This window comes from Bifidobacterium sp. LH_416, from assembly GCF_056357055.1.
Genome location: NZ_JBKEVJ010000004.1, coordinates 77,204 through 102,394, shown reverse-complemented (window position 1 = coordinate 102,394; position 25,191 = coordinate 77,204). Strand labels below are relative to the sequence as shown.

General features: G+C 55.7%; 17 protein-coding genes and 2 tRNA genes. 10 read left to right on the top strand and 9 right to left on the bottom strand.

The annotated features are described in order from the left end of the window. Window positions 1–72: 72 nt before the first annotated feature. Window positions 73–834 carry a FadR/GntR family transcriptional regulator gene (locus tag AC1AY0_RS08715; protein WP_476523075.1) on the top strand — a complete coding sequence of 254 codons (762 nt, stop codon included), beginning with the start codon at window positions 73–75 and terminating at the stop codon, window positions 832–834. 75 nt (window positions 835–909) lie between these two features. Here the strand turns inward: AC1AY0_RS08715 and AC1AY0_RS08710 are convergent, their stop codons facing one another. The 6 genes from AC1AY0_RS08710 to AC1AY0_RS08685 form a co-directional block, all read right to left on the bottom strand. Further along, window positions 910–1,596 carry a M48 family metallopeptidase gene (locus AC1AY0_RS08710; RefSeq protein ID WP_476523076.1) on the bottom strand — a complete coding sequence of 229 codons (687 nt, stop codon included), beginning with the start codon at window positions 1,594–1,596 and terminating at the stop codon, window positions 910–912. Window positions 1,597–1,647: 51 nt separating this feature from the next. Next, window positions 1,648–2,514 carry an acyltransferase domain-containing protein gene (locus AC1AY0_RS08705; protein WP_476523077.1) on the bottom strand — a complete coding sequence of 289 codons (867 nt, stop codon included), beginning with the start codon at window positions 2,512–2,514 and terminating at the stop codon, window positions 1,648–1,650. 69 nt (window positions 2,515–2,583) lie between these two features. Continuing rightward, window positions 2,584–4,623: a beta-N-acetylhexosaminidase gene (locus AC1AY0_RS08700; RefSeq protein WP_476523078.1), complete on the bottom strand. Its 2,040-nt coding sequence runs from the start codon at window positions 4,621–4,623 to the stop codon at window positions 2,584–2,586. A gap of 57 nt (window positions 4,624–4,680) precedes the next feature. After that, window positions 4,681–5,514 carry a carbohydrate ABC transporter permease gene (locus tag AC1AY0_RS08695; protein WP_476523079.1) on the bottom strand — a complete coding sequence of 278 codons (834 nt, stop codon included), beginning with the start codon at window positions 5,512–5,514 and terminating at the stop codon, window positions 4,681–4,683. A gap of 73 nt (window positions 5,515–5,587) precedes the next feature. Next, entirely contained in the window at window positions 5,588–6,481 is an 894-nt protein-coding gene (locus tag AC1AY0_RS08690; protein ID WP_476526225.1) for a carbohydrate ABC transporter permease, read from the bottom strand. 43 nt (window positions 6,482–6,524) lie between these two features. Next, window positions 6,525–7,829, bottom strand: a complete 1,305-nt coding sequence (locus tag AC1AY0_RS08685; protein WP_476523081.1) for an extracellular solute-binding protein — start codon at window positions 7,827–7,829, stop codon at window positions 6,525–6,527. Between the two features lie 229 nt (window positions 7,830–8,058). Here AC1AY0_RS08685 and AC1AY0_RS08680 point away from each other — a divergent pair, with 229 nt between their 5' ends. From AC1AY0_RS08680 to AC1AY0_RS08670, 3 genes are all read left to right on the top strand, one after another. Further along, window positions 8,059–9,243: an ROK family transcriptional regulator gene (locus tag AC1AY0_RS08680; RefSeq protein ID WP_476523082.1), complete on the top strand. Its 1,185-nt coding sequence runs from the start codon at window positions 8,059–8,061 to the stop codon at window positions 9,241–9,243. A 107-nt stretch (window positions 9,244–9,350) separates the two neighbouring features. Then, window positions 9,351–9,424 (top strand) — tRNA-Ile (locus AC1AY0_RS08675). Between the two features lie 51 nt (window positions 9,425–9,475). Beyond that, window positions 9,476–9,551: transfer RNA gene (locus AC1AY0_RS08670), tRNA-Ala, on the top strand. Between the two features lie 680 nt (window positions 9,552–10,231). On the opposite strand, the gene AC1AY0_RS08665 is transcribed toward AC1AY0_RS08670, so the two are convergent. Next, the gene (locus AC1AY0_RS08665; RefSeq protein ID WP_476523083.1) at window positions 10,232–11,257 is read right to left on the bottom strand and encodes a colicin transporter; all 1,026 of its coding nucleotides are present in this window, start codon (window positions 11,255–11,257) and stop codon (window positions 10,232–10,234) included. Between the two features lie 137 nt (window positions 11,258–11,394). Between AC1AY0_RS08665 and AC1AY0_RS08660 the strand changes: the two genes are divergently transcribed. The 5 genes from AC1AY0_RS08660 to gdhA all read left to right on the top strand — a co-directional run bounded on the left by AC1AY0_RS08660 (window position 11,395) and on the right by gdhA (window position 17,931). Further along, window positions 11,395–11,619 (top strand): helix-turn-helix domain-containing protein, encoded by a 225-nt coding sequence (locus tag AC1AY0_RS08660; RefSeq protein WP_476526223.1) that lies wholly within the window; start codon window positions 11,395–11,397, stop codon window positions 11,617–11,619. A 350-nt stretch (window positions 11,620–11,969) separates the two neighbouring features. Further along, window positions 11,970–12,581: a DUF3841 domain-containing protein gene (locus tag AC1AY0_RS08655; RefSeq protein WP_476523085.1), complete on the top strand. Its 612-nt coding sequence runs from the start codon at window positions 11,970–11,972 to the stop codon at window positions 12,579–12,581. 373 nt (window positions 12,582–12,954) lie between these two features. After that, window positions 12,955–14,961, top strand: a complete 2,007-nt coding sequence (locus AC1AY0_RS08650; RefSeq protein ID WP_476523086.1) for an acyltransferase family protein — start codon at window positions 12,955–12,957, stop codon at window positions 14,959–14,961. A gap of 229 nt (window positions 14,962–15,190) precedes the next feature. Beyond that, window positions 15,191–16,165: a DUF5692 family protein gene (locus AC1AY0_RS08645; protein ID WP_476523087.1), complete on the top strand. Its 975-nt coding sequence runs from the start codon at window positions 15,191–15,193 to the stop codon at window positions 16,163–16,165. A 419-nt stretch (window positions 16,166–16,584) separates the two neighbouring features. Further along, entirely contained in the window at window positions 16,585–17,931 is a 1,347-nt protein-coding gene (gene gdhA / locus AC1AY0_RS08640) for an NADP-specific glutamate dehydrogenase (RefSeq protein ID WP_476523088.1), read from the top strand. A gap of 164 nt (window positions 17,932–18,095) precedes the next feature. Here the strand turns inward: gdhA and AC1AY0_RS08635 are convergent, their stop codons facing one another. Together AC1AY0_RS08635 and lacZ are read right to left on the bottom strand one after the other, a co-directional pair. Continuing rightward, a complete protein-coding gene (locus AC1AY0_RS08635) occupies window positions 18,096–20,411 on the bottom strand; it encodes a pectinesterase family protein (RefSeq protein WP_476523089.1) in 2,316 nt (771 codons plus the stop codon). Window positions 20,412–20,705: 294 nt separating this feature from the next. Then, window positions 20,706–23,876 (bottom strand): beta-galactosidase, LacZ type, encoded by a 3,171-nt coding sequence (lacZ, locus tag AC1AY0_RS08630; RefSeq protein WP_476523090.1) that lies wholly within the window; start codon window positions 23,874–23,876, stop codon window positions 20,706–20,708. A 264-nt stretch (window positions 23,877–24,140) separates the two neighbouring features. On the opposite strand from lacZ, the gene AC1AY0_RS08625 reads away from it, so the two are divergent. After that, a complete protein-coding gene (locus AC1AY0_RS08625; protein WP_476523091.1) occupies window positions 24,141–25,151 on the top strand; it encodes a LacI family DNA-binding transcriptional regulator in 1,011 nt (336 codons plus the stop codon). The last annotated feature ends 40 nt before the right edge of the window (window positions 25,152–25,191 follow it).

The window sequence follows — 25,191 nt, the reverse complement described above, 5'->3', positions numbered from 1 at the left end:
TACGCAATACTTTTGCACGCTGGCGTGTCGAATATGTATGCCATAACCACCAGAACGTGCGATACTTGTCTTATGACTTCTGCGACTTCTTCGACTACTGCTACCGATCCCGGCACCTCCACCACCAACGGCGAACTCTCCCTGCATGACCGTCTGCTGGATGAATGGGGCATGGCTGTGGTCAGCGGTGAAGTTGCCGAAGGAGAACGATTGCCGGAGCCGAATATGGATGGCGACGCAGCACCCTCACGCACGGTGACGCGCGAAGTAACGCGCGTGCTGGAATCCATGGGATTGGTCAGCGTGAAGCGCAAGGCTGGCGCTACCGCAAACCCCATCGAACAGTGGAACATTCTCGACCCGCAGGTGATTCAGTGGCGATTGCGCGGCCCGCATCGCATCGCTGCATTGCATGAGCTTTCCCAACTGCGAGCCGCTGTGGAACCGGCAGCGGCAAGGCTTTCCGCCACCAACGCCACTCCTGAACAATGGGGAATCTTGACCGGCGCGGCCATTGAAATGGTGGCGCATTCCAATCACGCTAATGAATCCGCATATCTTGATGCAGATATTCTCTTCCATCGCACGCTGCTGGAGGCTTCCGGCAACCGAATGTTCGCAGCCCTCGGCGATGTGATTGCCTCAACGCTGACCGGCCGTACCCAGCATGAGCTCATGCCTCAAGTGGCTGATCAGACGGCTCTGAACTGGCATACCGAAGTTGCGGCATTGATTCGTAAGGGCGATGGCGCTGCTGCCGAAGCCACGATGCGGCAGATTGTCGACGAATCCGATCAGGCCATCAGCAATATCGCCAGCGACATCGAAGAGTGACATTCCTTTTTTCTGGCTCCCCTTGTCAGGGGGAGCTGGCCGCGTTAGCGGACTGAGGGATAGTGACACTGACGGTCACAGCACCACACGGCGATTGAGCTCGCGGCGCAATTCGCGCCAATTCGGCAGGTACGAGCCGATGCGCCTCTGGAATCCGGTGCCGTGGCCGCGCTCCCAGAGGTGAGTCATTTCGTGCACTAGCACGTATTCCAAAAACCGCGGTTCCATCAGGCCAAGTTGCAGATTCAGCCGAATACGCCCGGTTTTCGGCGTGCATGAACCCCAGCGCGAAGTCATCAAGCGCAACGTAATATGCGAGGGTGCCCGGCCAATCACAGGCCCCCATTTGGCCAGCAGCCCCGGCAATTGCGCATTGATATTGGCCGTAGCCTGCGCGCGCAGCTCATCAGTCCACACGAATCGGCCATTGCCTTGGCCAGCAGCAACCCCTGAATATGCCCCACTATCGCCAACCGGAGTACTACCGGATGTACCGGATTCCGGTACTAACGATTGCTGCCGAGCGCGCATCATTTTGCGCACATTGCCGTCAATCCAAGCTCGCCGCCCACGCACGAAATCAACAATCATGCGCTCACTCATGCGTTGCGGCGCGGACACCACCACGTCTCCATTTGGCGGCTTGATGCGCAGGTACATGTTTTTAATCGGCTTGCGCACCACCGTAATCGGCAATCCGTCAACGGTCAGACTGTAGCTACTGCTGCCAGCTGCAGCGCGGGATGAATGTCGGTACGGCATGTGCGTTATTCTCACGCACGCAACCGACAGTCAGCAAACAGTCGCACACAGTCAGCGCAAACAACCGATGCCAATGCCGACCTTGCCTCCTGCAAGCAGGAATCGTTTCATATTACGTTGCAATGATGTATGCTCTGGCAGATCTGGAATCGGCGCGGCACACCGCTGGAACACCCATTCCCGCCAGTCCGGCGCATCTGGATTGGTTTGGCGAATATCAAAACGATGCTGGAATGCCAGAATATGCGAGCGCTCCGGAAGCAAAGTCTCAAGAGCGGGGGAGAGCAGCCATGATTCACACCAATACGGCAGATTCGCCCAATCAGGGAAGTATTGTGCGAGGAATGAGCGCGAATGGGCAATAGAGGCATCGCATTGCTCTGGGGTCAGCGGCGCATCGGATGGAATGTGCATGTTGATAATGCGCGGCATGCCGGCAATTGCCGGTACATCATCAGCCTCGTACGCCAATTCGAATTCCAATGCACCTAATCGGAATAGGCGCGCGCTTAGTTCGCGGTATGTCCAAAAATCACGGTCGAATCCGTACCGGCCATAGCTCACCTGATGCTCGCCAACAAACCTGGAAAAGCAGGCCATAGTGTCGTCAAACACAGTCCCCGAAATGCTCATGCGGCAATATTCGGGGAAGGTGTACTGACCAGCGGCATATAGCATCCAGTACAGCATGCGCATGCCATCCGTATCGTTCCCGAGCGCCGATTTCAACGTATGCCATGATGCAACGCGGCGCTGTGGATCAGTCAGACCGCGCACGGCATCCATGCCTTCTGGCGGCAGCGTTTCGCCGGAATCTTGAAGTTGGCGCAACACATCAATGACCAGGTCAGGCATATGAATGCGCGCAGCTACCTGAAGTACTGATAACGCAGTATCACTACCGTTGATTTCAGTCATCGTTACTATCTTTCCCGATTGTTTTCCTTGATTTCACGACCTCGCAGTTGGCGGCCAGAGCGGCCAGAGCTAGCTGCGCAGTAAGTCAGCGCAGCGCCAGACAACGTCAGCAATACGCCGCAATTCAGATTCAGCACTCACCGTACGCCACACTGCCGCATACTGTTCAAACCATTGTTCCAAACCGCGCGCAACCTGCTGCGGGAACGTAGTTTGCGCAGCCTCGGCGGCCTCCGCTTCGGTAAGAACGCCCGCACGCAACGCTAGGCATACGCCCAACTCATTGAATAAGCGCTGCCCTTCTGCTGCGATCAGCACCGGCTGCAATACGGAACCGCGCGTATCTACTGCATCATACGGTGTCGCTTGCGCCGCAATCGCACCAAGCTGAGCGATATCTGCACGCAATGCTGTGTTAGCGCTGCCCCACTGCAGAAGATCCGGTTTCAGCCAAGTCAATAGATTGACGCGGGCCTCCTGCACGGTTGTGCTTGTATGGATGCGCTCGGCATAGGTTCCGCCATCATCGCCATTGTCGTCGGTCCAAATAGCATTGCGCACATCGGTGTTCAGCGAACCGTCACCATAGTCGAGCTCGAGATAACGAACGATATTGTCCCATCCGAACGTCACCTGATGGCTAGCATCGCGCAACGCTGCCACAAATTCGCCCGTGAGGTCGCCATATTCCACGACAGAAATACGCCGGTTGAGCTCACTTTGCGCCTGCGTATCATCCTCGCCCGTAATCCCATCCGGATTCCAGGCGCACTGAGCGCCATATATCATGCCGGGAATTGCCATACGAGGATCGTTGACGTGCCCATAGTCACCCCAATCAGTCACCAGGAATCCGGCGGCACCGTATTGCAAACCATATCGAGCCAATCGAGAAATATTCGCCCAGGCCCAGTCCAACTTGGGCAGCAAGGCATTCCAGCACCATACGGCCGGGCACACGTATTGGGCGGCGCCTGACTCCGCCACAAGACGCACCTTCTCATCGTCGATTTCCGGCGAATACAGCCAGTTGAGCAGCATCACGTCTTTCGGTAGAGCCTCAAGAATCTCCGGCATTTCTACCGCAATATCGCCCCAGAACAGCGGTTCGCGCCCTTGCTCAGACAGGTGATTGCACAGGCGAGATACATAGTCGGCATACATGGCGGCGACTCCGCGCTTATCCGCCTCAGGCTTGGAACGCCCCTTGCCAAGATCGAATGTTTCGTCGCCGCAAATGTTGAACTTGCGACTGCGGAACAACTGAAGATAGTCGTCAATCAACGTGCAAGAAAGAGCAAACGAATCCGCTTCGGTAATGTTCAGCGTGTGATGTTCCATACGCTCAATAAGACTGTACGGGCGGTCCGCCTGTTCAGGGAATTCACCAAGATGGCGAAGCTCATGCGTGCGCAATGCCATGTACAGGTGGCCGAACGTAGACACCGAAGGTACCAGTTCGATGCCGCGGGCTGCACAGTATTCATCAAACGCGATAATATCTGCCGGTTTGAGCGGACTGGTACCGCGCCAGGTCTCGCTCATATCATCGAAAGCAAACGAATGCTCAACATACAGCTGAAGCTGATTGTATTTGTACAGGCACAGTTTGTCGGCCCAATGTTTCAGCCAATCGAGCGTAGGCACACGGCCGCGCGTTGCATCAAGATAGTATCCGCGGGTCTGATACGCAGGGCTATCGTCAATGGTGAGCTCAGGTAATACCGAACCACATTGGCGAATAATCTGGCGCAATGTTTGTACACCATCGCGCAAACCTGATGCGTCGCCGCCGATCACAGTAATGCCGTCTTGCGCAATCGTCAGATGATATTCGCCGGCAGCTGCACCAGCTGTAGCAGCAATCGACAGCGTAATAAAGGACTGCCATCGATCGCCCTTGGCAACATCCCAACGCAAGCCGGTTGCCGCCTCAATATCATCAGCAATCTGATTAGCCCACACATTGGGCACATCTGCATCGCCAGCATTCTCCACGATACGGCCCACATACGGCAGCACAACCGCCGCATCATGATTGACGTTAACCTTGCGAGGCTGGGGAATCAGCTCAAACTCCCGAGTCTGCTTCTCAACGCAATACTGCATTACACTCCTTTGCCATTCCATTGGCTGTTTGGCTGCTGAATACTTGAGACTGCCCGTTCAGCCCTTTACTGCACCCAACGCTGCGCCTTCCGTCACCTTCCGTTGCACCAGTAGGAACACAATCACAACCGGAAGGGAGAACAGCGTCGCTGCTGCCATCTGGCTGCCATAATCAACTCCACGCGGTGTGGTGAACGAAGCCAACCACACCGGCAGAGTGTACATGCTCTGATCCTTCATGAAAGTGTATGCGGTCAAGTAGTCATTCCATGCGGAAATGAACGCGAAAATCGAAGTCGACACCAAGCCGGGAACCAGCAGCGGGAAAGTGATATGCCAGAGAATCTGCCAGGTATTCGCACCATCAATCATGGCCGCTTCTTCAACTTCGATAGGAATGTTGAGGAAGAAGTTGCGCAAATTCCAAATGGAGAATGGCAGCACTGCAGACACATACGCCAAAATCAGCCCTAAGTAGGTGTTCAATAAGCCAAGCTGGTTGAACACCAGAAACTGCGGTATAAGCATTGCCGTACCGGGCAGCATCTGAATCACCAGAATGCCGACCATGAAAGCGGCACGTCCACGGAAGCGGAATCGCGTGAGAGCGTAGCAGGCGAAGAATGCGAAGATCACTGAAAACACCACTGCACTGAACACCACGATAAGACTGTTCTTCAGATTGATTGCGAAGTTGGTTTGCGTAATGGCCACGACGAAATTCTGCAAAGTAATGTGGCGCGGCCAAAACAGTGGGGTAGAGGTCATAATCTCACTGCGCGGCTTGAGTGCTGAATTGACCATCCAATAGAACGGGAAGAAATATGCTGCGGCAAACAACAGCCCCAGTACTGTCATGACTGCATGGCGCAACGGATTATGCGAGTTCATACCAAATCCTCCCCGCTCTTGAGCAAACTGCGGATATACAGTGCAGTCAATGCGAGTAGCATCAGCGTGGTAATCACTGAGATTGCTGCGCCATTGCCGATGTCAAATCCCACAAATGCGTTCTTATAGGTGAATACGCCAAGGTTGGCTGTGGCATTATCCGGGCCGCCTTTGGAAACCAGCCATATCTGGTTGAAATGTTGAAATCCCAAATAATCGACAGCACGGTGACCAGCAGTAATGTTGGCTTGACCAGCGGGATAGTGATCATCCAGTACAGGCGGATCGGCCCGGCTCCATCGATTTTTGCCGCTTCGATACAGGAGGGATCAACCTGCTGTATGGCAGCAAACATGGTTACTGCAACGAATGGGATTGCCTGCCACACTACCAAGAGCCAGATGCAGATGTACGCGAGTCGCGCATCATTAGCCCATGACACATTGGTCACATCGCCAAAGATATGCAGCTGGGTGAGCAGCCAATTAATCACGCCATAGCCTGGTTGGAACAGCCAATTCCACACTTCAGCAGAAGCGACTTCAGGCATTGCCCACGCAAGAATCATCGTCACTGTCACGATATACTGCGTGACTTTGCCGAGCTTTCCCATGAACTGGGCGACCGCCATGCCCAGCAGCACAGTTCCGGCCACGCACGCCACCATAAGCAGTACCGTGCGTACAACGGACCACCAGAATTCCGAATCCGCGAGCACCGCACCATACGTGCTGAGCCCCACAACATTGAATTCGCCGGTGAAAAGGGTCCGCTGGTCGAAGTCAGTGAATGACGTGAACACGAGGAAGATAAGCGGTACGATCACCAGCGCGCCCAGAATCAGCCCTGACGGGGTAAGCAACAACATTGCGGTTTTCGTCGAATACCCCAGCTTGTGCTCTTCGCGCGCGATGGGATGTTTGCCGCGATTTCGACCTATCTTCACAGAACGTGTTACGTCACTCATATTGACTCCATCACCTTGACTACAGCGCCTCAGTCCAGCGCAATCATTGGTTCAGCAATTCATTGAGCTGACTATCGGTTTTATCGCCGGCCTGCTGTGGAGTAGACGATCCAGAAGCCACGGAGGAGAAGTAATTCTCCATAACCTTATTGCCCTCGACCTTCAACCAACCGGCCGCCATTGGCGTGGATACTGCAGCCTTAGCGGAATCAACGTATCCCTTCAGCGAATCGGTCATCGCAGAGCTCTTCATAATCTCCTCGTTGCCTTCAACCGTGTTCGGGTTGAGGAATTGCTTCGGGAACACGTAGTTCTCCTGAATATCAGGGCTTGCCGCGATCTTCACCCACTTGAGAGCAAGATCGCTCTTGGTGGTCTTCGCGGGAATCACCCAATCAGAACCGCTGGTGAACGTGGGCTGAGGCTTGCCATCCTTGCCTGGAATAGCGAACGAACCGATGTCGTCCTTGGTTACTTGAGACTTCAGATTGACGGCAGTGCCGATCGAAGAACTTGGCGCGATAATAGTTGCAGCCTTGCCATCAGCAAAGATCTGCGTCTGGTCTGGCGAATCAGTGGCCAACGTACGAGATGCTGGCGCAGAGTACTTATTCTGGAAAGCCTTCCATTCGGAAACACCGGTTACCGAAGCATCGGACGCCAGCGAACCGGACCACTTGCTTCCGCTCTGCGTAGCGATATTGCCGCCAGCATTCCAGACCCATTGCAAGGCGGAATACCAGTCCTGCCCGCACAGGTAGAACGCGGAGAAGCTGGAATCGTCCGTATGCTTGGCCTTGATGGCATCCAAGTCTTTTTCGAGCTCATCGTATGTTGTAGGCACTGTGGTAATGCCGGCGTCTGCCCAAATCTTCTTGTTATAGAGCACTGCGAAAGGTGCGAGCAGGCCAGGGACACCGTAGAGCTTGCCATCATAGGTGGCGCTGTCTTCCAAGCCTTTGACCCACGTTTGGCCTTGTTCGAGGTCGCTCTTGTGGGAGGTAAGGTCCAGAAGTCCGCCGTTTGCCGCGTAGCCGGAAACCTGCGTATTGCCGACGTCAATCACATCAGGCGGAGTGCTGGTGGTCAGCGCGGTGGTCACTTTCGTGGTGATGCCATCCCAGTCGTGCATTTCAAGCTTTACCTGCACGCCGGTTTCTTTGGTGAATCGACTATTGATTTCGTTCAGCACCTCAGGGCTGAGATCGCCGTTCATGGACCAAACGGTGAGGGTTTTGCTATCTGATGCGCTGGCGGAAACTTGTGGCTTGCCCATCGAGCATCCTCCGAGCGAGACGATCAGTGCAGTGAGAGCCGCCACAAAGGCAGTGCGTCGTGTTGTTTTCATTGTTCCTCCCTTTCACCGGCTTGCACCAGTTCGCCATAATTGTTAGCTGAGCTAACAAGTTTTGACGTTGAAACGGAGAGTAAGTTTGCTTTGTTATTTTAAGGTTACGGTAAAATTATCGATTGTATCCATGGTTTATATGTCTGTAATAAAGCAGCTGCGCTAACAAATAGAACTGTAGGTACTTGGGATATAGTCGAACACAACAGCCGAAATCGAAGGAGATGCTATGTCAGCCCGAAACGCGATAGCGAACACAGAACCATCTTCGGCTACTCCATTCTTTCCGATTACCGCTCCGCATGCCACAACGAGTAGCACCAATGGCACTATCCGCCCTATTGATATGCGGCGCAACAACGCGGCATTGGTGTTTAGCACACTGTTTCCCCACCGTCAGCTTTCCCGAGCGGATATTGCGCGAACAACCGGACTGTCCCGCGTGGTGGTTTCAGAGGCTGTCGCCGCCCTGATGGCTGGCGGCTTTGTTCGCGAGATCGGGCTGCAGCAGCACAGCGGCAAAGGCCCCGGAAAGCGCGGCACATTGCTTGGCGCCGACCCGGAACAGCTTCGATTCCTCAGCATCGATTTGTCCCAACCGCACCTCATTCAAGGCGCCATATTGAACATCCTCGGGCAAACCATCACACGCGCCGAAATAACGCTGGGAGCTTCTGACCAATTTGAGGTAAGCGACGTCATCAATCTCATCGGGCAACTCTTGCATTCAGGTCAGCGGCCGATCGGCATTGGAATTGCTGCGCCTGGCGTGGTGAAAAATGAGAGCAATGTGCTCTCATACACCTATTCGAAGTGGCGCAACATTGATTTGCGCGAACCCATTGAACGGGAATTTGGAATTCCTACAACCGTCAACAATGATGCCGCAAGCGCGCTAATGGCGGAACGCTGTTTTGGGCAGGGAGGGCCGAATCTGCTACTGGTGCAGCTCGCACGTGGCGTTGGTTCTGCTGCGTTGGTCAATGATATGCGCGTGGTTGGCAGCGGCTATGCGGTCGGCGAGATTGGACACATACCGGTGAAGCGTGATGGCCCACAATGCTCGTGCGGTCGGCGCGGCTGCTTGGATGCGATTATCGGCACGCCTGTTGTGCGCGCACGCATGCAAGAACACCCCGACGATTGCGAAAGCATTGTTGCGCAAGCCGGGCGAGATTTGGCATTGGCGCTGGCTATGCCGGTAGCCTTATTGGACATTGCCGATATCTGCGTCTACGGGCCTTCCGACATTGTGAACGATACGTTTATCAGCGCCGCCCAGCAGCAGCTCACGCAAGACACCACGTCGGTTCTGCACCCGCGCACTGTTATTCGCAGGTGTCAGATTGGCGGCGATATTGTGATTCGCGGCGAGCTGGTGCCAATTCTGCAGATGTCGCTGTCGCGACTGTAGTGCAGCTTCCCCCACCCAATCAACGCGACACGCCGAAGAGGGTCTGCGTTGACACTTCTGCATTCAGTGGTATTGTAATCACTTGTGCGCTTTTGAAGTGCATGATCGGGCCCATAGCTCAGCTGGTTAGAGCGCATCCCTGATAAGGATGAGGTCGGAGGTTCAAGTCCTCCTGGGCCCACGGAAAAATGAAGCGGCTCGCAGGCCGCTCTTTTTTTCAACAACTCAACATGGGGCTATAGCGCAGCTGGTAGCGCATCTGCTTTGCAAGCAGAGGGTCGCCGGTTCGAACCCGGCTAGCTCCACCACCAAACCCTTGGAATCAATCCGATTCCAAGGGTTTTTTGTTTTGCCCCCTCGATTTTTCGGGCTATAACCCAAATTCCGGCACTCCATCATCATTATGTACGCGGCTCAACGAAGCACCCGCATACATAATGACGATTCCAAAGCCAAAAACGTCACTATGTTTGCGGCAGTCTCGTCATCACGCGTACATAGTGACGATTCGGAGCCCAAAACCATCATTATGTACGCGACTGCTTCGTCGACGCGCATACATAGTGACGGTTACGGACATAAAGGAGCTCAGCCGGAACCCTCCTGCTCATCGCCGCATGCTGGACGCCAGACCTCTACCAGCATGCCGGCATACGAAACCCATTCCTACTCATACTGGCAGCAACATTCCTCTTCAGACTCCTCTGGCACGTACTACGCCTATTGCACACGCACATGCAGGCAGGCCATCTGGCAATCGAATGGGCGGAACGTAACAACGCCACAATCGGCAACAAACCGCTCCTCTGGTGTTTCCCCGGAAGTCTCATGGACGAATGGTGGGTAGAAGCCTACAGGGGACAACAGGCAGCTTCACCCAAACAGTTGAATAATCTCGCCTGGATATAAGGAATCCCCGTTCCCATCCGGTGAAGGGAAAGGAACGGGGATTCACGAAGCGAAAAGAGGAGTAAGAAATTTACACGGGTCAGCAAAACGTCGGATTCTGTCCGAGCGTGCCGCAGAACGTCGCAGAAAAACTTCCATCGGAATTCAACGTCCAGCCATTCTGAGTTTTCTGACCTCCAGTGCTGCCAGAATTCCCATTTGAAGTCTGGCTGCCACTAGAGCCGTTGGCATTCTTCCCGTATGTGGTTCCGCCGGAGTAGTTGGAACCTCCCCTGGAGGAGGAGCCGGTATAGCCTGAGCCGGATGAAGCCTGCGCCGCGGCGGCCGCGGCCTGCGCGTCGGCCTCGTTCTTCGCATTGATGGAATCATTCACGGTCTTCATCGCATCCTCAATCGCCTTACGCGCAGAATCGATTTTGGCCAGATCGGTCCCGTCCTTCAGCTTGTTCCCGTCGTCGATCGCCTTGGTCAGGTTGTCTCGTGTGGCGTTGTCGGCGACCTTGCCATCCGAGTCGGAGAGGAGCTTCGACGCCTCATCCAGTTTCGAGGAGAGGTTCGACTTCGCGGTCTCCAACGTCTTCGCCGCCTTGGACTCGGTCACGTTCTTCACGGCTTTGGACAGTGATTTCGTGTGGGTCTCATACCACTTGGCCTGGGATTCCAACGCATCAGCCGCGGCGTTCAGGCCCTTGGCATCGTCGGCGACGCAGCCCGCGTATTCGGGGGCGGTGTTCTTCAACTCCTCCGCCAGGGATTCGACGGTCTTCGTGTCCTTCACCTGATCGGCTGTGATCGCGGAAGCGTCGCTCGCATCACCGTTCACCAGAGTGTTGTAGTCGCTCGCGGATTCGCGAACCTTCTCGGCCGCGGTAGCGCATGCTTCCTTCGCCACGGCCAATTCGTGTGAAGTCCAGACGTGATACCCGCCTAAACCCGCACCGACCAACACGATCACGCCAATACCGGCAATGGCCGGGATAAGCCACTTCGGCTTGGCTTTTTGAATAACCATCGCCGTCTTCTCATCAGCTTCGTCCGCATGCCCAAGAGTCGTGGTCTTCTCCACCTCCGGCAGGGTTTCCGTCTGCTTGTTTTCCTCGTTCATTGTCGTTTTCTCTCTACTGCTCACGACCTTATTCCTTCAATAGACTACTCACCTACCGCAACATAAATACGGCTTATAAGCCGTGGATATTCTAGACAAGACGACGGATTATAAGCCGCGTGAACAAACAGGCCGTCATGGAACAACGCCGCAGAAGATTCGGCGACGCAATCCGTGACGCCCGAAAATCGAAATCAATATCGCAAGAGCACCTTGCCGAACTGGCCAACATAGACCGCGCCTACATGGGTCGAATCGAACGCGGGGAACAAGCAGCCACCATAGATAAAATCTGGAACATCTGCGACGCCTTAGAAATATCTCCATCGCAGCTATTCGCCAGAGCCGAATCAAACCAGTAAACATTCAGTAGACATCACTATGCAATTCCATGGTTTTCAATGCATTTTCACGTGATTTCAAGAACCATAAAAATGGCTCTATAAAGCCGTTTTAAGCGGTTTTGAATATTAGTGAAATACACCGAATAATCATGAATCACAGCAAAGGGTTGTCGGTTCGAACCCGGCTAGCTCCATTGTCATTATGTATGCGGCAGACGTGTGATTATTCTTGACCCGTTGAATGATGCTCTTGCCAACTGGTATGAACGGCACGGATTCCTCCGACTGAAGGAGCCGAATACGATGTTCATGTCAAGGCAGGTGGCCTAGTCGTACGTCGACATAATTGGAGAGGATTTCTTCATCTTTTGATTGATCTGTATTCGTTCCAACCGTATCCGGTGGTCGAGCGTGCGTTCGCCAAGCATGGCGAATACACACCAAGCGCGGCTATGGCGCGCCACCAGTCGATTCTCGATGATGGCGACACATCATGGTGGGACGCCGTCCAACCCGCCTACCAGTGGATTATCGGGGAGATGGAGGCTGCCGGCCTGCCGCGCCCGTCAGCGGATGCGACGCCATTGTGGGCATGGGCGCAGTGGATAGACGACAAGGGCAACGTATGTCATCACCCTAATTTGAAATCCGAAGATTTTACTGATTCCTATGAGGATTGCGACCTGCTGCATTTGCGAGTCGAACGAGAGCAGTGCCTGTTCACCTGTTTCGACGCATTCCACATGGTCATCAACAACTGGCCAGCCCCGCCGTTGGAGGCGAAAGACTGGGATGATGCGACCTATGACCGATGGCTGGACGAACATTGGGAGGATACCGCAGAACAGCGCCGTCAGCAGTGGCACGACAACGTGATCGTCCCATATGATCAGATGCCTCGCGAATGGGTGCAGGCAACTCTATGGACGATTCGTCCCGAAAATGTGGTCGAAGTAGAACAGATTGCCAACCATCCGTGAAAACCAGATCGGTTGGAATCGCACAGGAAGCAAGCAGAGGGTAGTCGGCTCGAACCCGGCTAGCCACATTGTCATTATGTACGCGGCTCAACGAAGCACCCGCATACATAATGACGATTCCAAGACCAAAAACGTCATTATGTTTGCGGCAATCTCGTCATCACGCATACATAGTGACGATTCGGAGCCCTTAACCATCATTATGTATGCGGCCACTTCGTCGATGCGCATACATAGTGACGGTTACGGACGCAGAAGCACTCAGCCGGGAAACGACCTCACCAGAACCCGCCAACCTGCCCCCGCAATAAGCCCCCAGCGTCTACAATGCACACAAGAGAGAACAGGCAGTTTGCAGAAAAGTGGTTCATCGATGACGAATTCTCGCCCAGCACGCATCGCATCATCATCTCAACACAATCGTGATCAATCCAGCGGGAATAACAACGCCCACTTCACTGCCATCGACGGCATGCGCGCACTGGCAATCCTTGGCGTAGTCGCCTATCACACGCGCCCTTCACTGCTGCAAGGCGGATTCCTCGGCGTCACCATCTTCTTTGTTATCAGCGGATTCCTCATCACCCGCAGCGTTACCAAGGAACTCAGCAGCACTGGCACCATCTCATACGGCACTTACGCAGTCAAACGACTTAAACGACTCGTACCACCGGTAGTGGTTATCATCGCACTCACCGCAATAGCCGCATACATTACCTCTCCCAGCCTGCTGCCCAAAGCCCAAGCCGATGCGCTACCGTCACTGTTCTTCGTAAGCAACTGGGTCAACATCTTCCGCCATGTCTCTTACTTCGCTGCAGCAGGACTGCCTTCACCTCTAACGCATCTGTGGTTTCTCGGCGTATTGATGCAGTTCTACCTGCTGTGGCCACTGATATTGCTCGCGCTGTACCGCACTAAGCTGCCGCGCAATGCACAACTTGGTATAGTCGCCGCGCTTACGCTGGCTTCCACACTCGTTATGGCATTCCTGTTCGACCCGAATGCCACTGGAAGCCGCTCATATTACGGCCTTGACACTCGTGCGGCAGAGCTGCTGACCGGCGCGCTACTGGCAATGCTCACAACCGGCAATCACCGCTCGCAGAGCAGTATTTCAACAGATTCCAATCATCATCGCATCGGCCTTGGTGATGCTTTGGCTCTCGTACCTCTGGTGCTATTGGCCATCGCATTCGTAGCTGCCCGTTCGAGCTGGACCGTGCTGTATCGCGGCGGATACTTGGTTATTGCGCTGCTCGCAACGCTTCTGCTCGCGGCCGCCATTGTGCCCGGCAATATTGTGGGCCGCGCACTGTCCGTGCGTCCACTGCGATATATCGGATCACGTTCGTTCTCACTGTATCTGGTGCATTATCCGATGCTGGAGATGATGAATCCTGCCACGCGCACCACCAAACTGGCTTGGTGGGAATGGATTGTGCAAGCCATAGTGCTGTGGATTGCCACGGAACTGTTCTATCAGTTAGTTGAGCGCACGATTCGCTTTGGCGATCAGGTGGCACAGCGCGCATCGCGCCATCGCGCGCAGGCGCGGCACGATGTACGTAAGGCCGCATTGCGTGCGCTGCTGCTGTGCCGGCGTATCATCATTGTGCTGTGCGCCGTAGGCACAGTGCTGTTGTGTGTGCTACCGCTTGACTGGGGAGCTATTGCACAGGCTCGCTCCGCTCAACTGCGCCCGGTAACCGCCGCAGTTGAGAAGACACCGGCTAAAACCGAATCAGCTCCAAAACCAACGGATGAGGCAACGCAACAGACTACTGAGCAGAGCGAGCAACAAGCCGAGGATGCCAACAAACTGGTGCCGGTCGCGGAAAAGGTGCCGGATAATTTGGATACTTCCGGTTGGACCTATGATGCTTCCACTGGCGTGTGCAGTGCTGATCCTCTCATCATCAGCGATTCTGTGGAGATGGGCGCACAACGCGTGCTGGTAAACACTATGCCGAACGCGATTCAAGACAATGAAATCGGTCGCAGTTTGGTTGCTTTCCCGAGCACATACCAGCAGCATCTGGCAGCGGGCGATGATAAGCGCGTGGTAATTGCGGCGCTGGGCACCAACAGCGCAGGGCCCAATCCGGAGCAGTCGTTCGAAGACGCGGTGAATGCGGTCAACGGAAAGGCTCTGTATTTCATTACGATTCGCAACCCCGCCATGGATGCGGAGAGCGTAAATGCCGCCATGCGTGCGGTGGCCGCGCGGCATAAGAACGTGGGCATTATGGATTGGTACGGTCTGAGCGAGGGGCATAGCGAATATTTCTATGACGATGGCGTGCATCTGACCATTGGCGAGGGACTCGGCCGCGAAGCCTACTCGCATATGGTTATCCAAGCACTGTGTGGACAGTAGTCAACGCGGTACAGCGCTTGAATCGCACCACACCAACACCCTCTTTTGACACAGCGTCAAAAGAGGGTTTACAATATGCTGCGAGAGAAATTGACGCTTCGTCAACAATGCGTGCTCCGCAATGATTGCAGGGCGCAGCACCTCGAGCCAAGCGCCAATAAGCCCGGCCCGGCGTCCAACGAGGGATGACGAGGCCCCGCATAACACAGCACATGTGGAAAGGACCGTTATGCTGTTTCAGGTCTACGGCGACAATGCCGTCTACCAATGGATCGGATGGATTCTCGTCTTCTGCTGCCTTATCGGCGCCAACGAGCTCGCTCGCCGCACCAAAACCGGTGGCGTAGTGGCGTTCCTGGTCATCCCCGCAATCCTAACCGTCTACTTCATCACCATTTACACTGCCGCAGCCATGGGTGCTGAGTGGGCTCTTAACAACCCCACCTACGTGCACATGACCTCGTGGTTCCATTACGCCAAGCTGTACGCGGCCACCATCGGCTGCATCGGCTTCATGGCCCTCAAATACAAGTGGGGCTCCATCGGTAAATCCCACTGGTTCAAGTGCTTCCCGTTCGTCATTGTGGCTATCAACATCCTGATCGCCGTGGTCTCCGACTTTGAATCCGCCATCCGCGGATGGGGCGGCACCTGGATCTCCACCGAAGGCGTGACCCTCTACGGCGGCTGGCACAACGTATTCAACGGCGTTGCCGGCATCCTCAACATCTTCTGCATGACCGGCTGGTTCGGCATCTACGCCTCCAAGAAGAAGGACGATATGCTCTGGCCGGACATGACCTGGGTGTTCATCGTGGCCTACGATCTGTGGAACTTCTGCTACACCTACAACTGCCTGCCCACCCACTCCTGGTACTGCGGCCTGGCACTGCTGCTGGCTCCGACCGTGGCGAACTTCTTCTGGAACAAGGGCGGCTGGATTCAGAACCGCGCCTTCACGCTGGCCATCTGGTGCATGTTCGCTCAGGTGTTCCCGATGTTCCAGGATTACTCCGTGTTCTCCACCCAGTCCGTGAATAACCCGAACGTGAACCTCGTAGTCTCGCTGATTGCGCTCGTGGCCAACGTGCTGGCTCTCGGCTACATTCTCATCCGCGCTAAGAAGCAGGGCATCAACCCGTGGATGCAGGAAGTGTTCAAGGGCACCAAGGACTTCGAGCAGGCCATCGCTCGCGCCGCCTGAGTTCTGCCGCAGCTGATATCGCGTACTATGCATGTGCCAGCGTCTTCCAGTGGGACGCTGGCACATTTTTCCGGCTTATGTGTGCCACGGCAGCGCGTTTTCGCCTGATTTGCGCTGGCGTGGCAAGGTTCCGTGCCACGCCAGCGCAGAAACGCGGCATTTGCAGTGGCGTGGCACAAATAAGCGCCCAAATCAGGGATTGTGAAGGTTGAGCCTCGCCACGCCAGCGCATTTTGGGCCAATCCGCGCTGGCGTGGCACTTGTATGGCGCCACGGACCCGTACGCACCCCGCGCGGCACACCCGCTCCAATGTCCGCCTAGTGGCGAATATCAAACCCACCTCTTGAGCGTTTCCATAATTCGCGCATACAATCGGAAGCGTCTTATTTGATAGTCCAACCCAAAGGGGAGTTTCACTATGCTCACAAACGAGTACGTCAAGCGCGTCTACGAACAGGTCGAGAAGCGTGACGGCGATCAGCCCGAATTCCTGCAGGCCGTCTACGAGGTGCTGGACACCCTGCAGCCGGTAATCGCCAAGCATCCTGAATACGAGAAGAACGGCGTGCTGGAGCGTCTCGTTGAGCCGGAGCGCGTGGTCAAGTTCCGCGTGGCCTGGGTTGACGATGAAGGCAAGGTGCAGGTGAACCGCGGCTACCGCGTGCAGTTCAACTCCGCCATTGGACCGTACAAGGGCGGTCTGCGCTTCCACCCAACCGTGAACGAAGGTGTTATCAAGTTCCTCGGCTTCGAGCAGATTCTGAAGAACAGCCTCACCACGCTGCCGATGGGCGGCGGCAAGGGCGGCTCCGACTTCAACCCGAAGGGCCGCTCCGACGCCGAAGTCATGCGTTTCTGCCAGGCCTTCATGACCGAACTATGCCGTCACATCGGCCAGTTCACTGATGTTCCGGCCGGCGACATTAACGTGGGCGGCCGTGAGATCGGCTACCTGTTCGGCCAGTACAAGCGCATCCGCGACGAGTACTCCGGCGTGCTGACTGGTAAGGGCCTGGAGTTCGGCGGCTCGCTCGCCCGCACTGAGGCCACCGGTTATGGCGTTTGCTACTACACCCAGGAAGCACTGCGCGTGCTGAAGAACGATTCATTCGAAGGCAAGACCGTGGTGATTTCCGGCTCTGGCAACGTGGCTATTTACGCTGCACAGAAGGCTGAGGAGCTGGGCGCCAAGGTGGTGACCGTCTCCGATTCCAACGGCTACGTCTACGATCCGAACGGCATTGATGTTGCTGTGGTCAAGCAGATCAAGGAAGTCGAGCGCGGCCGTATTAAGGAGTACGCCGAGCGCGTGCCGTCCGCCGAATACCATGAGGGTTGCTCTGGCGTGTGGACCGTGCCGTGTGACATCGCTCTGCCGTGCGCCACCCAGAACGAAATCAGCGAGGAGTCCGCCAAGGCTCTCGTCGCTGGCGGCTGCAAGGTGGTGTGCGAGGGCGCGAACATGCCGTCCACTCCGGAAGCCATCGAAGTCTACAAGTCCAACGGTCTGCTGTACGGCCCGGCTAAGGCTGCAAATGCTGGTGGCGTGGCCGTCTCCGGCCTGGAGATGAGCCAGAACAGCTACCGCCTGAGCTGGACCTTCGACGAGGTCGACGCCAAGCTCAAGTCCATCATGGAAGAGATTGTGGCCAACTCCCTTGCCGCCGCTAAGGAATACGGCGAGGAAGGCGACCTGATGGCTGGCGCCAACATCGCCGGCTTCGTCAAGGTGGCCAACGCTATGGTTGCTCAGGGCGTGCTGTAAATCCCACTGCAGTAAAGCAGTAAGGCACACTGTTCATAAAAAAACCGGCATACCAGGCGATGCACAACAATGCATCTGCTTGATATGCCGGATTTTCGTTACGCTTGCAAAGTGCTCTCCGAGTATTCGCAGAGCACTTGTATCTAGAGCACTCGCAGCGCGAGCTACCGCCGCTTATTGCGCACGACAACCAGAACAAGGCCCGCCACAACCAGTACTACAACAGCCACGGCAATGGCCATCACAGACGAACCAGTGTTGGCAATCTGCTTGTTGGCCTTGGCCTTAGCACGGGAAGTGGTATTCGCATTGCTGCCTGCGCTCGGCTGAGTCGGCACAACATCAGTTCCGGTGGAGTAGTTCGGGTCGTAGGCAAACGGCCATGTACCATCCGGAACAGCCCATTGGCCAGCTTCAGTACCGAAGCCCAATGCTGAAATCAGTTCCGCACGCTTCGCCTGCACTTGAGCCTCATCCAGCGATTCCATCTTGCCGAGCACAATCTTCGGATAGTCGGCCGGGTTCAGCAGAGCACCGGACTCATCATGGCTGGCGTATTCCGTAAAGCGCACATCGGGATGGAAGGTCACATCCACGCTCTTGCCGTTCTTATCCTTGCTGGTCCACACATTCCAACGGTCCTTGGTGACCTTGCTGGAGATTGTGCTGTCAAGGTACGTCACGGCTGAGGAAGTGTCCGTATACGTGGAGTTTTTCGCATTCAGGTTCACATTTGTCACATAGCTGCTGCCGTCAGCATTGCGCACCTGCGAATACTGCGCGAAGGTCTGCCATGGGCGGCCCAGCGAAAGCTTCGCATCAGCACCGTATGCGTCGGAAACAGTCAGATTGCAGCGATCAAGCACCAAGCCCACGCCGGATTTCTTGGTGTTTGCGGCGGTGAAGTATCCGTTGTTCTTGCCAGGGAAGGCAGCCATGTGTAGTTCAGTACCGGTGAAGTACGCGTTCGCGTCACCGAATACAAAGTCCACAGTGCCCTCGATGTATCCGCCGTCCACGTACACGCGATTGCCGGATCCCTGCACATACAACGTATCCTGGCGGCCGATAATGCGGCTGTTCTTGAGGTATACCTTGTCCGCTTGCGTATTCAGCGCAACTGCTGGAGTCTGCTGGCCTTCAGCAGTGTGATCCACCACGTTGTAATCATTCTGGAATGTGATGCCGTAGGCGGCGAAACCGGTGGCGCCTGCACCGATGGTCACGGTAGCGCACTTGTTGGTGCCCAGATCGAATGCGTCCTGCGGTACAAAGTTGCCGGCGGCATCGAATGTGTTCGATGAATAGTAGCTGGCACGAATCGTCACTGCTCGCTTGGCAGTCACGTCTGCGTTGGCAAAGGTGACGCCCGGCTTGGTCACGGTAACTTTTTCGCGATAATCGCCAGGAGCGATCTTCAATACCAGTCGGTCGGTTTCGGAAGAATTGTTTGCATCCAAAGCTGCCTGAATGCTCTGGTACTGTCCGTTCGGGCCAACGGTAACGATATGGCTGGCAGCAGCGGGTGTATCGGCTGCATAATCAATGGCGATGCCGGTCAGGTACAGGCTTCCTGTACCGCCGATGGTAAGCGGCACATAGTGCGTAGAGTCTGTAGGCACAACGGTTGCGGCACCGGTGGTGATATCCGCATTATCGAGTTTGAGCGTAGCTCCGTATGCCTGCCCCTGCACGGTGATGCTGGCTCCGCCCGCGGTTTGTGCCACTGGAATGTACAGGATGGTGCCCGCGTTCACCTGAGTATCGCTGCCGCCGCTGGCTGCTGTAGTACGTGGGCTGAATTTGGCTCCTTGCGCACGCGCATCGATGGCAATGCCGTGGTAGTCGGCAGTGCCGCCTTGTACGGTCGGGCGATCAGTTGCAGCTTCGGTGAAATCCCATGTGGTATCAGTGGCCGATACTGCAGTCGGTGTACCGGGGAATGCTGGTTCTGGCTTCTGTTCTGCCAGAACAATGCTGCTGAGGTATGACGAGGGAGCTGTAAATGTGATGTTGACGGTGGCGTCTGCATCTGCAGCTGGCAATGTGATGACATTGTCTTTGACTTCGCCGGCAGATGCGGTGACTGCAGTTGTGCCGCCAGACAGGTTCAGCGTGATGGTAGCCGGGTTGGTATGCGCTGGCACAGGAACACCGATGATGGTTCCTGCATTGATTTGGGTATCGTTGGCGCGAGGCGCGAATTTGGCGCCGGCTGCAGTGGCGTCAATAGTCAAACCGTCGAAGGTTTGCGAGGCGCCTTGTACTGTGCCCAACGCGGCAAGAGCAGTGTTCGCTGAAGCATCCAGTGACCATGTACGGTCGATGGAAGCCGCAGTATCAGTACTGTTGTCCGCAACGGATGATTGCGATGATGCAGGTTTGCTGGTTTCTGTGGCTGATGCGGTAACGGCTGCCCCACTGAACAACATGCTCGCCGCTAGCAACACACCAACCGCATGAAGAATGGATTTCTTCATAGGGATTCTCTCTTAATCGATTGATTGATTGCGATAATCAAGCACGCGGCAGGAGCGACTCCTAACAAACACCGCAAACCAATAGAAATTCCCCCTGCTGGCGTTCGCCGCCAACATAGCACCGGAAATAGCACAATCGAAACCCCCGAACCATAACGTGATAAAGGGTGCACCCACGCGCATGGGTGCACCCTTTACGAGTTCAACCGTTTCGACTGCAAACACCTCAGCCTGATAATGGGAGTCAAACGAAGCGTGCAGACAGCACCAGTCTTCGAGCTGGAATACGGCGGCTTAAATCAGCTCCAGCGTTACGTCGAGCTTGAGCGGCTTGTCAGCGGGCAGCTGGAACTCTGGGTGCACGGGAGCGCCCCACGTGTCATCTCCGCCAACGCCCATCTGTGCGGCAAGCAGACGCAAGAACGTGTGGCGAACCGGTGGCAGCTCGTTGGCGTGCGTGGCCTCCTCCAGCATCAATGAGCTGTATGGCAGGAGGCTCATTGCAAACGGCTGGGCGTCCGCACCGGCTGCCGAAACGCGCAGGCCGTGGCCGTGCTCATCGGTGATTTCAGCCCAGCGCACGCCTTCATGATTGCCGGTTTCCTGCGGCACCAAGTACGGCGCGAAGTCCTCCTCGGCAGTACGGGAGAAGACGCCCAGCTTGGCACCATGCAGTCGGTCGGCGTAGGTCTCTTCAGGTCCCAGACCGTAGAAGTGCAGATGATCGTATTGTGCCGGCAGCATCCATTCCAGACCGAATGCAGGCAGCGTAACCGCGCCCGCTTCGCCCGGGAATTCTGCAGTCAGATGGATGCGCAGGGCTGCGTCGATTTCGTAGCGCACGGCGACAGGCGTGTGCGCGGCATCGGCCAGTTCGTAGGTGTAAGTACCGGTGAGACCGGATACGCTCTGCTCGATGGCAGTATTGGTCACACGTGCATAGCGACCGGCAGCGAACCATTGCGCACGATTGAAACCGGACTGATTGCCGCGATCGTTATCCACCAGCGCGCGGAAGGTAGTCAAGGAAGGACGGCGAATCACCATTTCGCGACCGTCACGCTTGAAGGAAACCAATCCGCCCGCAGTCTTAGAAAGCAGTGCCTCTGCTGCGGCGTTATGGATGCCGGCATTGAACGGATCCTCAGCCACTACAGCTGTAACCTCACCAGCAGCGTCAGCCTCAGCAGCATCGCCGAAGTCCACGCTGGCCACATACTGGCCGAACGTCAGCTCATACCCAGCCGGCGCCCAATCAGTGGCCTCGGCCAGTCGCTGATCAACCTCGTACACAACCTCAGCGCGGCCGGTCAGCGGCACCAAATCGGTGACGCGCGGGAATGCAATCGGCAGTCGCTGCGTATCACCAGCCGGCACATCGAAGCGGTAATCCGCATGCCAGCGTTCAGTACCGTTCACCAGCACGCGCGCAGTGAATACGAATCGAGCCGTGGAGATGAACAGGTTATCGTTGACAATCGTCACGCCGGATTCGTCCGGGGTCAGGCGCACGTTGGCGTACAGTTGCTTGACTTCCTGGGCTTTAGGCGTTGGCGTGCGGTCCGCGAATACAATGCCGTTGCCACTGAATTCGTAGTCGGTCGGGCGATCATCGAAGTCGCCGCCGTAGGCGAGGCGTTCGGTGCCGTCGTCGAGCTGCTGGAACAGGGCCTGATCTACGTAATCCCAGATGAATCCGCCCTGATACTTCGGGTACTGCTCGAGGGCGGTGTACAGGTGCAGGCCGCCGGTGGAGTTGCCCATCGAATGCGAGTATTCGCAAGAAATGTACGGCTTCTGATCCTCACCGAAGAGGTACAGTTCCTTGATTTCATCCGGCTTGGCATACATACGGCTCATAATGTCCGTGACGTCGCTGTATTCCGGCTCGTTGAATACGCTCTCGTAATGCACTGGGCGCATGGGATCGTTGGCGTGCACGAAATCGCGCATGGTGCGGAATACGTCGCCGCCGAAGGACTCGTTGCCGAGCGACCAGATCACCACACTCGGATGATTCCAGTCGCGGCGCATCATGCTGTTCAGGCGATCTACGCATGCCGCACGCCACTCGTCGCGGCTGCCCGGCACAGCGGTTTCCGGGTGGAAGCTGCCATCGCCGTAGGTCCAGGTGCCGTGCGTTTCGATGTTGGTTTCGTCAATCATGTAGATGCCGTATTCGTCGCACAGCTCGTACCAGCGGGTCTGGTTCGGGTAGTGGCAGGTGCGTACGGCGTTGATGTTGAGTCGCTTGAATTCGTGGATATCCTGCAGCATCACCGCTTCGGAAACCGTACGGCCGGTGCGCGCATCGAATTCATGGCGGTTCACGCCCCTGAACACAATGCGCTTGCCGTTGATTTTCATGATGCCGTCTTCAATGGCGAAGTGGCGGAAACCGATGCGCTGCGGCACGGCTTCAATCACATTGCCGTCAGCATCCAGTGCGGTGACGGTCAGCGTGTAGAGGGTCGGCTCTTCAGCACTCCACGGGTTGACTTGACCGACATTCGCATGCCAGCTGAAGGCGATGGGGGAGTCGCCCGCAGCATCGCCCGCAGAGTCAGCGGCTTCAGCGGCAATGCCTTCGCGCCACACTTCCGCACCATCCGCATCGGTCAGCACAGCCTCGAAAGCATCCGTAGCTGCGGCATTGCGCACGAACGCATCAACGGTAAGGTCACCCTCACCGGCCTCATAGTCATAGTCGGCAGTCACACGCAAATCTGCAACATGCACAGCCGGCTGAGCAGTAAGTTCAACCGAGCGGAACAGGCCATGCATACGCCAGAAATCCTGGTCTTCGAGCCAGCTGGCGGACGTGTACTGGAAGCAGGCTACAGCGAGCACGTTCTTTCCCGGCTGCAGTGCTGCGGTCACATCGAATTCGCTTGGGGTAAAGGAATCCTCAGAATAGCCTACAAAAACACCGTTCAGCCAGACTGCGATGGCGGTAGAGGCTCCTTCAAAGGTCACGGTAATCGGGAACGGCGCGGCTTCACCAGCGGCAATCGCGCGCGCATTGGCAGCGACAGCTGAGGCCACCTTGAATTCAGGAGTGAACTCACGGCGATAGAACGCCACATGGTTATGCTCTGGGATGCCGGGAGCTTCAGGCGCCTCATGGCCAGACCATGGGTACTGCTGGTTCACGTACTTGTGCGGCAGGAACCCCTTGACTTCCAGGCAAGAAGGCACCTCGATGGATTCGTATGCGGAATCATCGAAAGCAGGATCGGCAAAGTCAGCGGCAGTCAGAGCCTCGGTACCGAGGTCTGCCAAGTCCGCAATCGAAACCGACCATTCGCCGTCCAGGCTCTGCTGAAGATCCATTGATTCGCCAGCCAGGGGAGCATGGTCATAGAAACGATGGTTGGAATGTGCGGCAACTCTGTTCACCGCGAATACGCGCGAATCTGCAAGCCATGCTGGGTCAAACTGTTCGGCAATCATCGAATCAGCCATAAGTGATTATCGCCTTCCTGAATTCTGCTGCACACCACCACGTGAGCAATAAATAAACTGTTTACTAAATAGTATACTCAACTACTTTCGCAACACCAAGAACAACCCGCATCAGCACATAACAAACCCTGCTTATTGATAACAAATCAAGCACAATCGCACATAATGAAACTTTTTGCATTACGATGGAGTGAAGTAAACAAGCGTTACTAGTGCGCCTCAGCGCAGAGTGCGGAAAAGACACAGAATCAATCGGATATCAGCATGGTCACTATCAGGCAAATAGCACAGCAGGCAGGCTTCTCCCCGGCGACTGTTTCCCGCCTGCTCAATGGAGACCCAACCTTCTCAGTCAAGGAAGAAACCCGGCGAAAGATTCTTCAGGTCAGCAAAGAACTCGGTTACGAAGTGCAGGAGCGGCACTATCTCGCACCTCACGATATCGCCGTGCTCGACGCCATCGACAGCGACGAAGAACTGCTCAACGCGTATTACAGCGAGCTACGCAACACGTTGCTCACCACCGCTGAAGATATGCACATCACGCTCTCGTTCTTCACCGACATTCAGGCCTTGATTGACAATGCCGATCAATACGACGGTTTTGTGTCCATCGGCCCGGAAGTACACACTCATGACGAGCTCGTGCAGTTGCATAATGTGCTGCCGCATGGCGTATTCATCGATGTCAATCCTGCGCCAAACCTGTTTGATTCAGTACAGCCCGACCTTGCGCAAACCGTACTGGACGCGTTGAGCGAAGCCACAGCTCGCGGCATGCAATGCATTGGATTAATCGGCTGCAAGGGGCACATCATGGGCTCGTACGAATACCCCGAAGATGTGCGCACATTGGCATACCGCAACTGGTGCGAACGCCTCGGATTGCATACTGATGGGCTGATTTTCATCAGCGAGCAGGTCAGCGTGGAAAGCGGGCGCAAACTCGGCGAACAGGTCATCGCACAGCTCGGCGGCAATCTGCCGGACTGCTTTATTGTGGCTACTGATGCTTTGGCAGTTGGTATGCTGCAGGCGTTCAATCAGGCCGGCATTATTGTGCCGCGCGATGTTAGCCTGATCAGCATTAACAACCAGACCATCGCACAGTATGTTTCGCCGCCACTGACTACCTATGACATCAATCAGCAGGATTTGGCGCGTACTGCGCTGCTGGTGCTGTCGCAATCATTGAATTACGACTCCTCCACGCACACTCATACCATGCTGTCTACCACGCTGGTTCCGCGCGAAAGCTTCGTACCGCAACGGTAAAGGCGATTCTCGGCCTGCTCGCTGCTCTTTCACTGATGCG

Coding starts and splice junctions, on each gene's coding strand:
- AC1AY0_RS08645 (WP_476523087.1), top strand. CDS start 15,191: ATGCTGTTTCAGGTCTACGGCGACAATGCCGTCTACCAATGGATCGGA.
- AC1AY0_RS08625 (WP_476523091.1), top strand. CDS start 24,141: ATGGTCACTATCAGGCAAATAGCACAGCAGGCAGGCTTCTCCCCGGCG.
- AC1AY0_RS08665 (WP_476523083.1), bottom strand. CDS start 11,257: ATGAACGAGGAAAACAAGCAGACGGAAACCCTGCCGGAGGTGGAGAAG.
- AC1AY0_RS08685 (WP_476523081.1), bottom strand. CDS start 7,829: ATGAAAACAACACGACGCACTGCCTTTGTGGCGGCTCTCACTGCACTG.
- AC1AY0_RS08710 (WP_476523076.1), bottom strand. CDS start 1,596: ATGCCGTACCGACATTCATCCCGCGCTGCAGCTGGCAGCAGTAGCTAC.
- AC1AY0_RS08700 (WP_476523078.1), bottom strand. CDS start 4,623: ATGCAGTATTGCGTTGAGAAGCAGACTCGGGAGTTTGAGCTGATTCCC.
- AC1AY0_RS08680 (WP_476523082.1), top strand. CDS start 8,059: ATGTCAGCCCGAAACGCGATAGCGAACACAGAACCATCTTCGGCTACT.
- AC1AY0_RS08690 (WP_476526225.1), bottom strand. CDS start 6,481: ATGAGTGACGTAACACGTTCTGTGAAGATAGGTCGAAATCGCGGCAAA.
- AC1AY0_RS08705 (WP_476523077.1), bottom strand. CDS start 2,514: ATGACTGAAATCAACGGTAGTGATACTGCGTTATCAGTACTTCAGGTA.
- AC1AY0_RS08715 (WP_476523075.1), top strand. CDS start 73: ATGACTTCTGCGACTTCTTCGACTACTGCTACCGATCCCGGCACCTCC.
- AC1AY0_RS08660 (WP_476526223.1), top strand. CDS start 11,395: ATGGAACAACGCCGCAGAAGATTCGGCGACGCAATCCGTGACGCCCGA.
- lacZ (WP_476523090.1), bottom strand. CDS start 23,876: ATGGCTGATTCGATGATTGCCGAACAGTTTGACCCAGCATGGCTTGCA.
- gdhA (WP_476523088.1), top strand. CDS start 16,585: ATGCTCACAAACGAGTACGTCAAGCGCGTCTACGAACAGGTCGAGAAG.
- AC1AY0_RS08650 (WP_476523086.1), top strand. CDS start 12,955: ATGACGAATTCTCGCCCAGCACGCATCGCATCATCATCTCAACACAAT.
- AC1AY0_RS08635 (WP_476523089.1), bottom strand. CDS start 20,411: ATGAAGAAATCCATTCTTCATGCGGTTGGTGTGTTGCTAGCGGCGAGC.
- AC1AY0_RS08695 (WP_476523079.1), bottom strand. CDS start 5,514: ATGAACTCGCATAATCCGTTGCGCCATGCAGTCATGACAGTACTGGGG.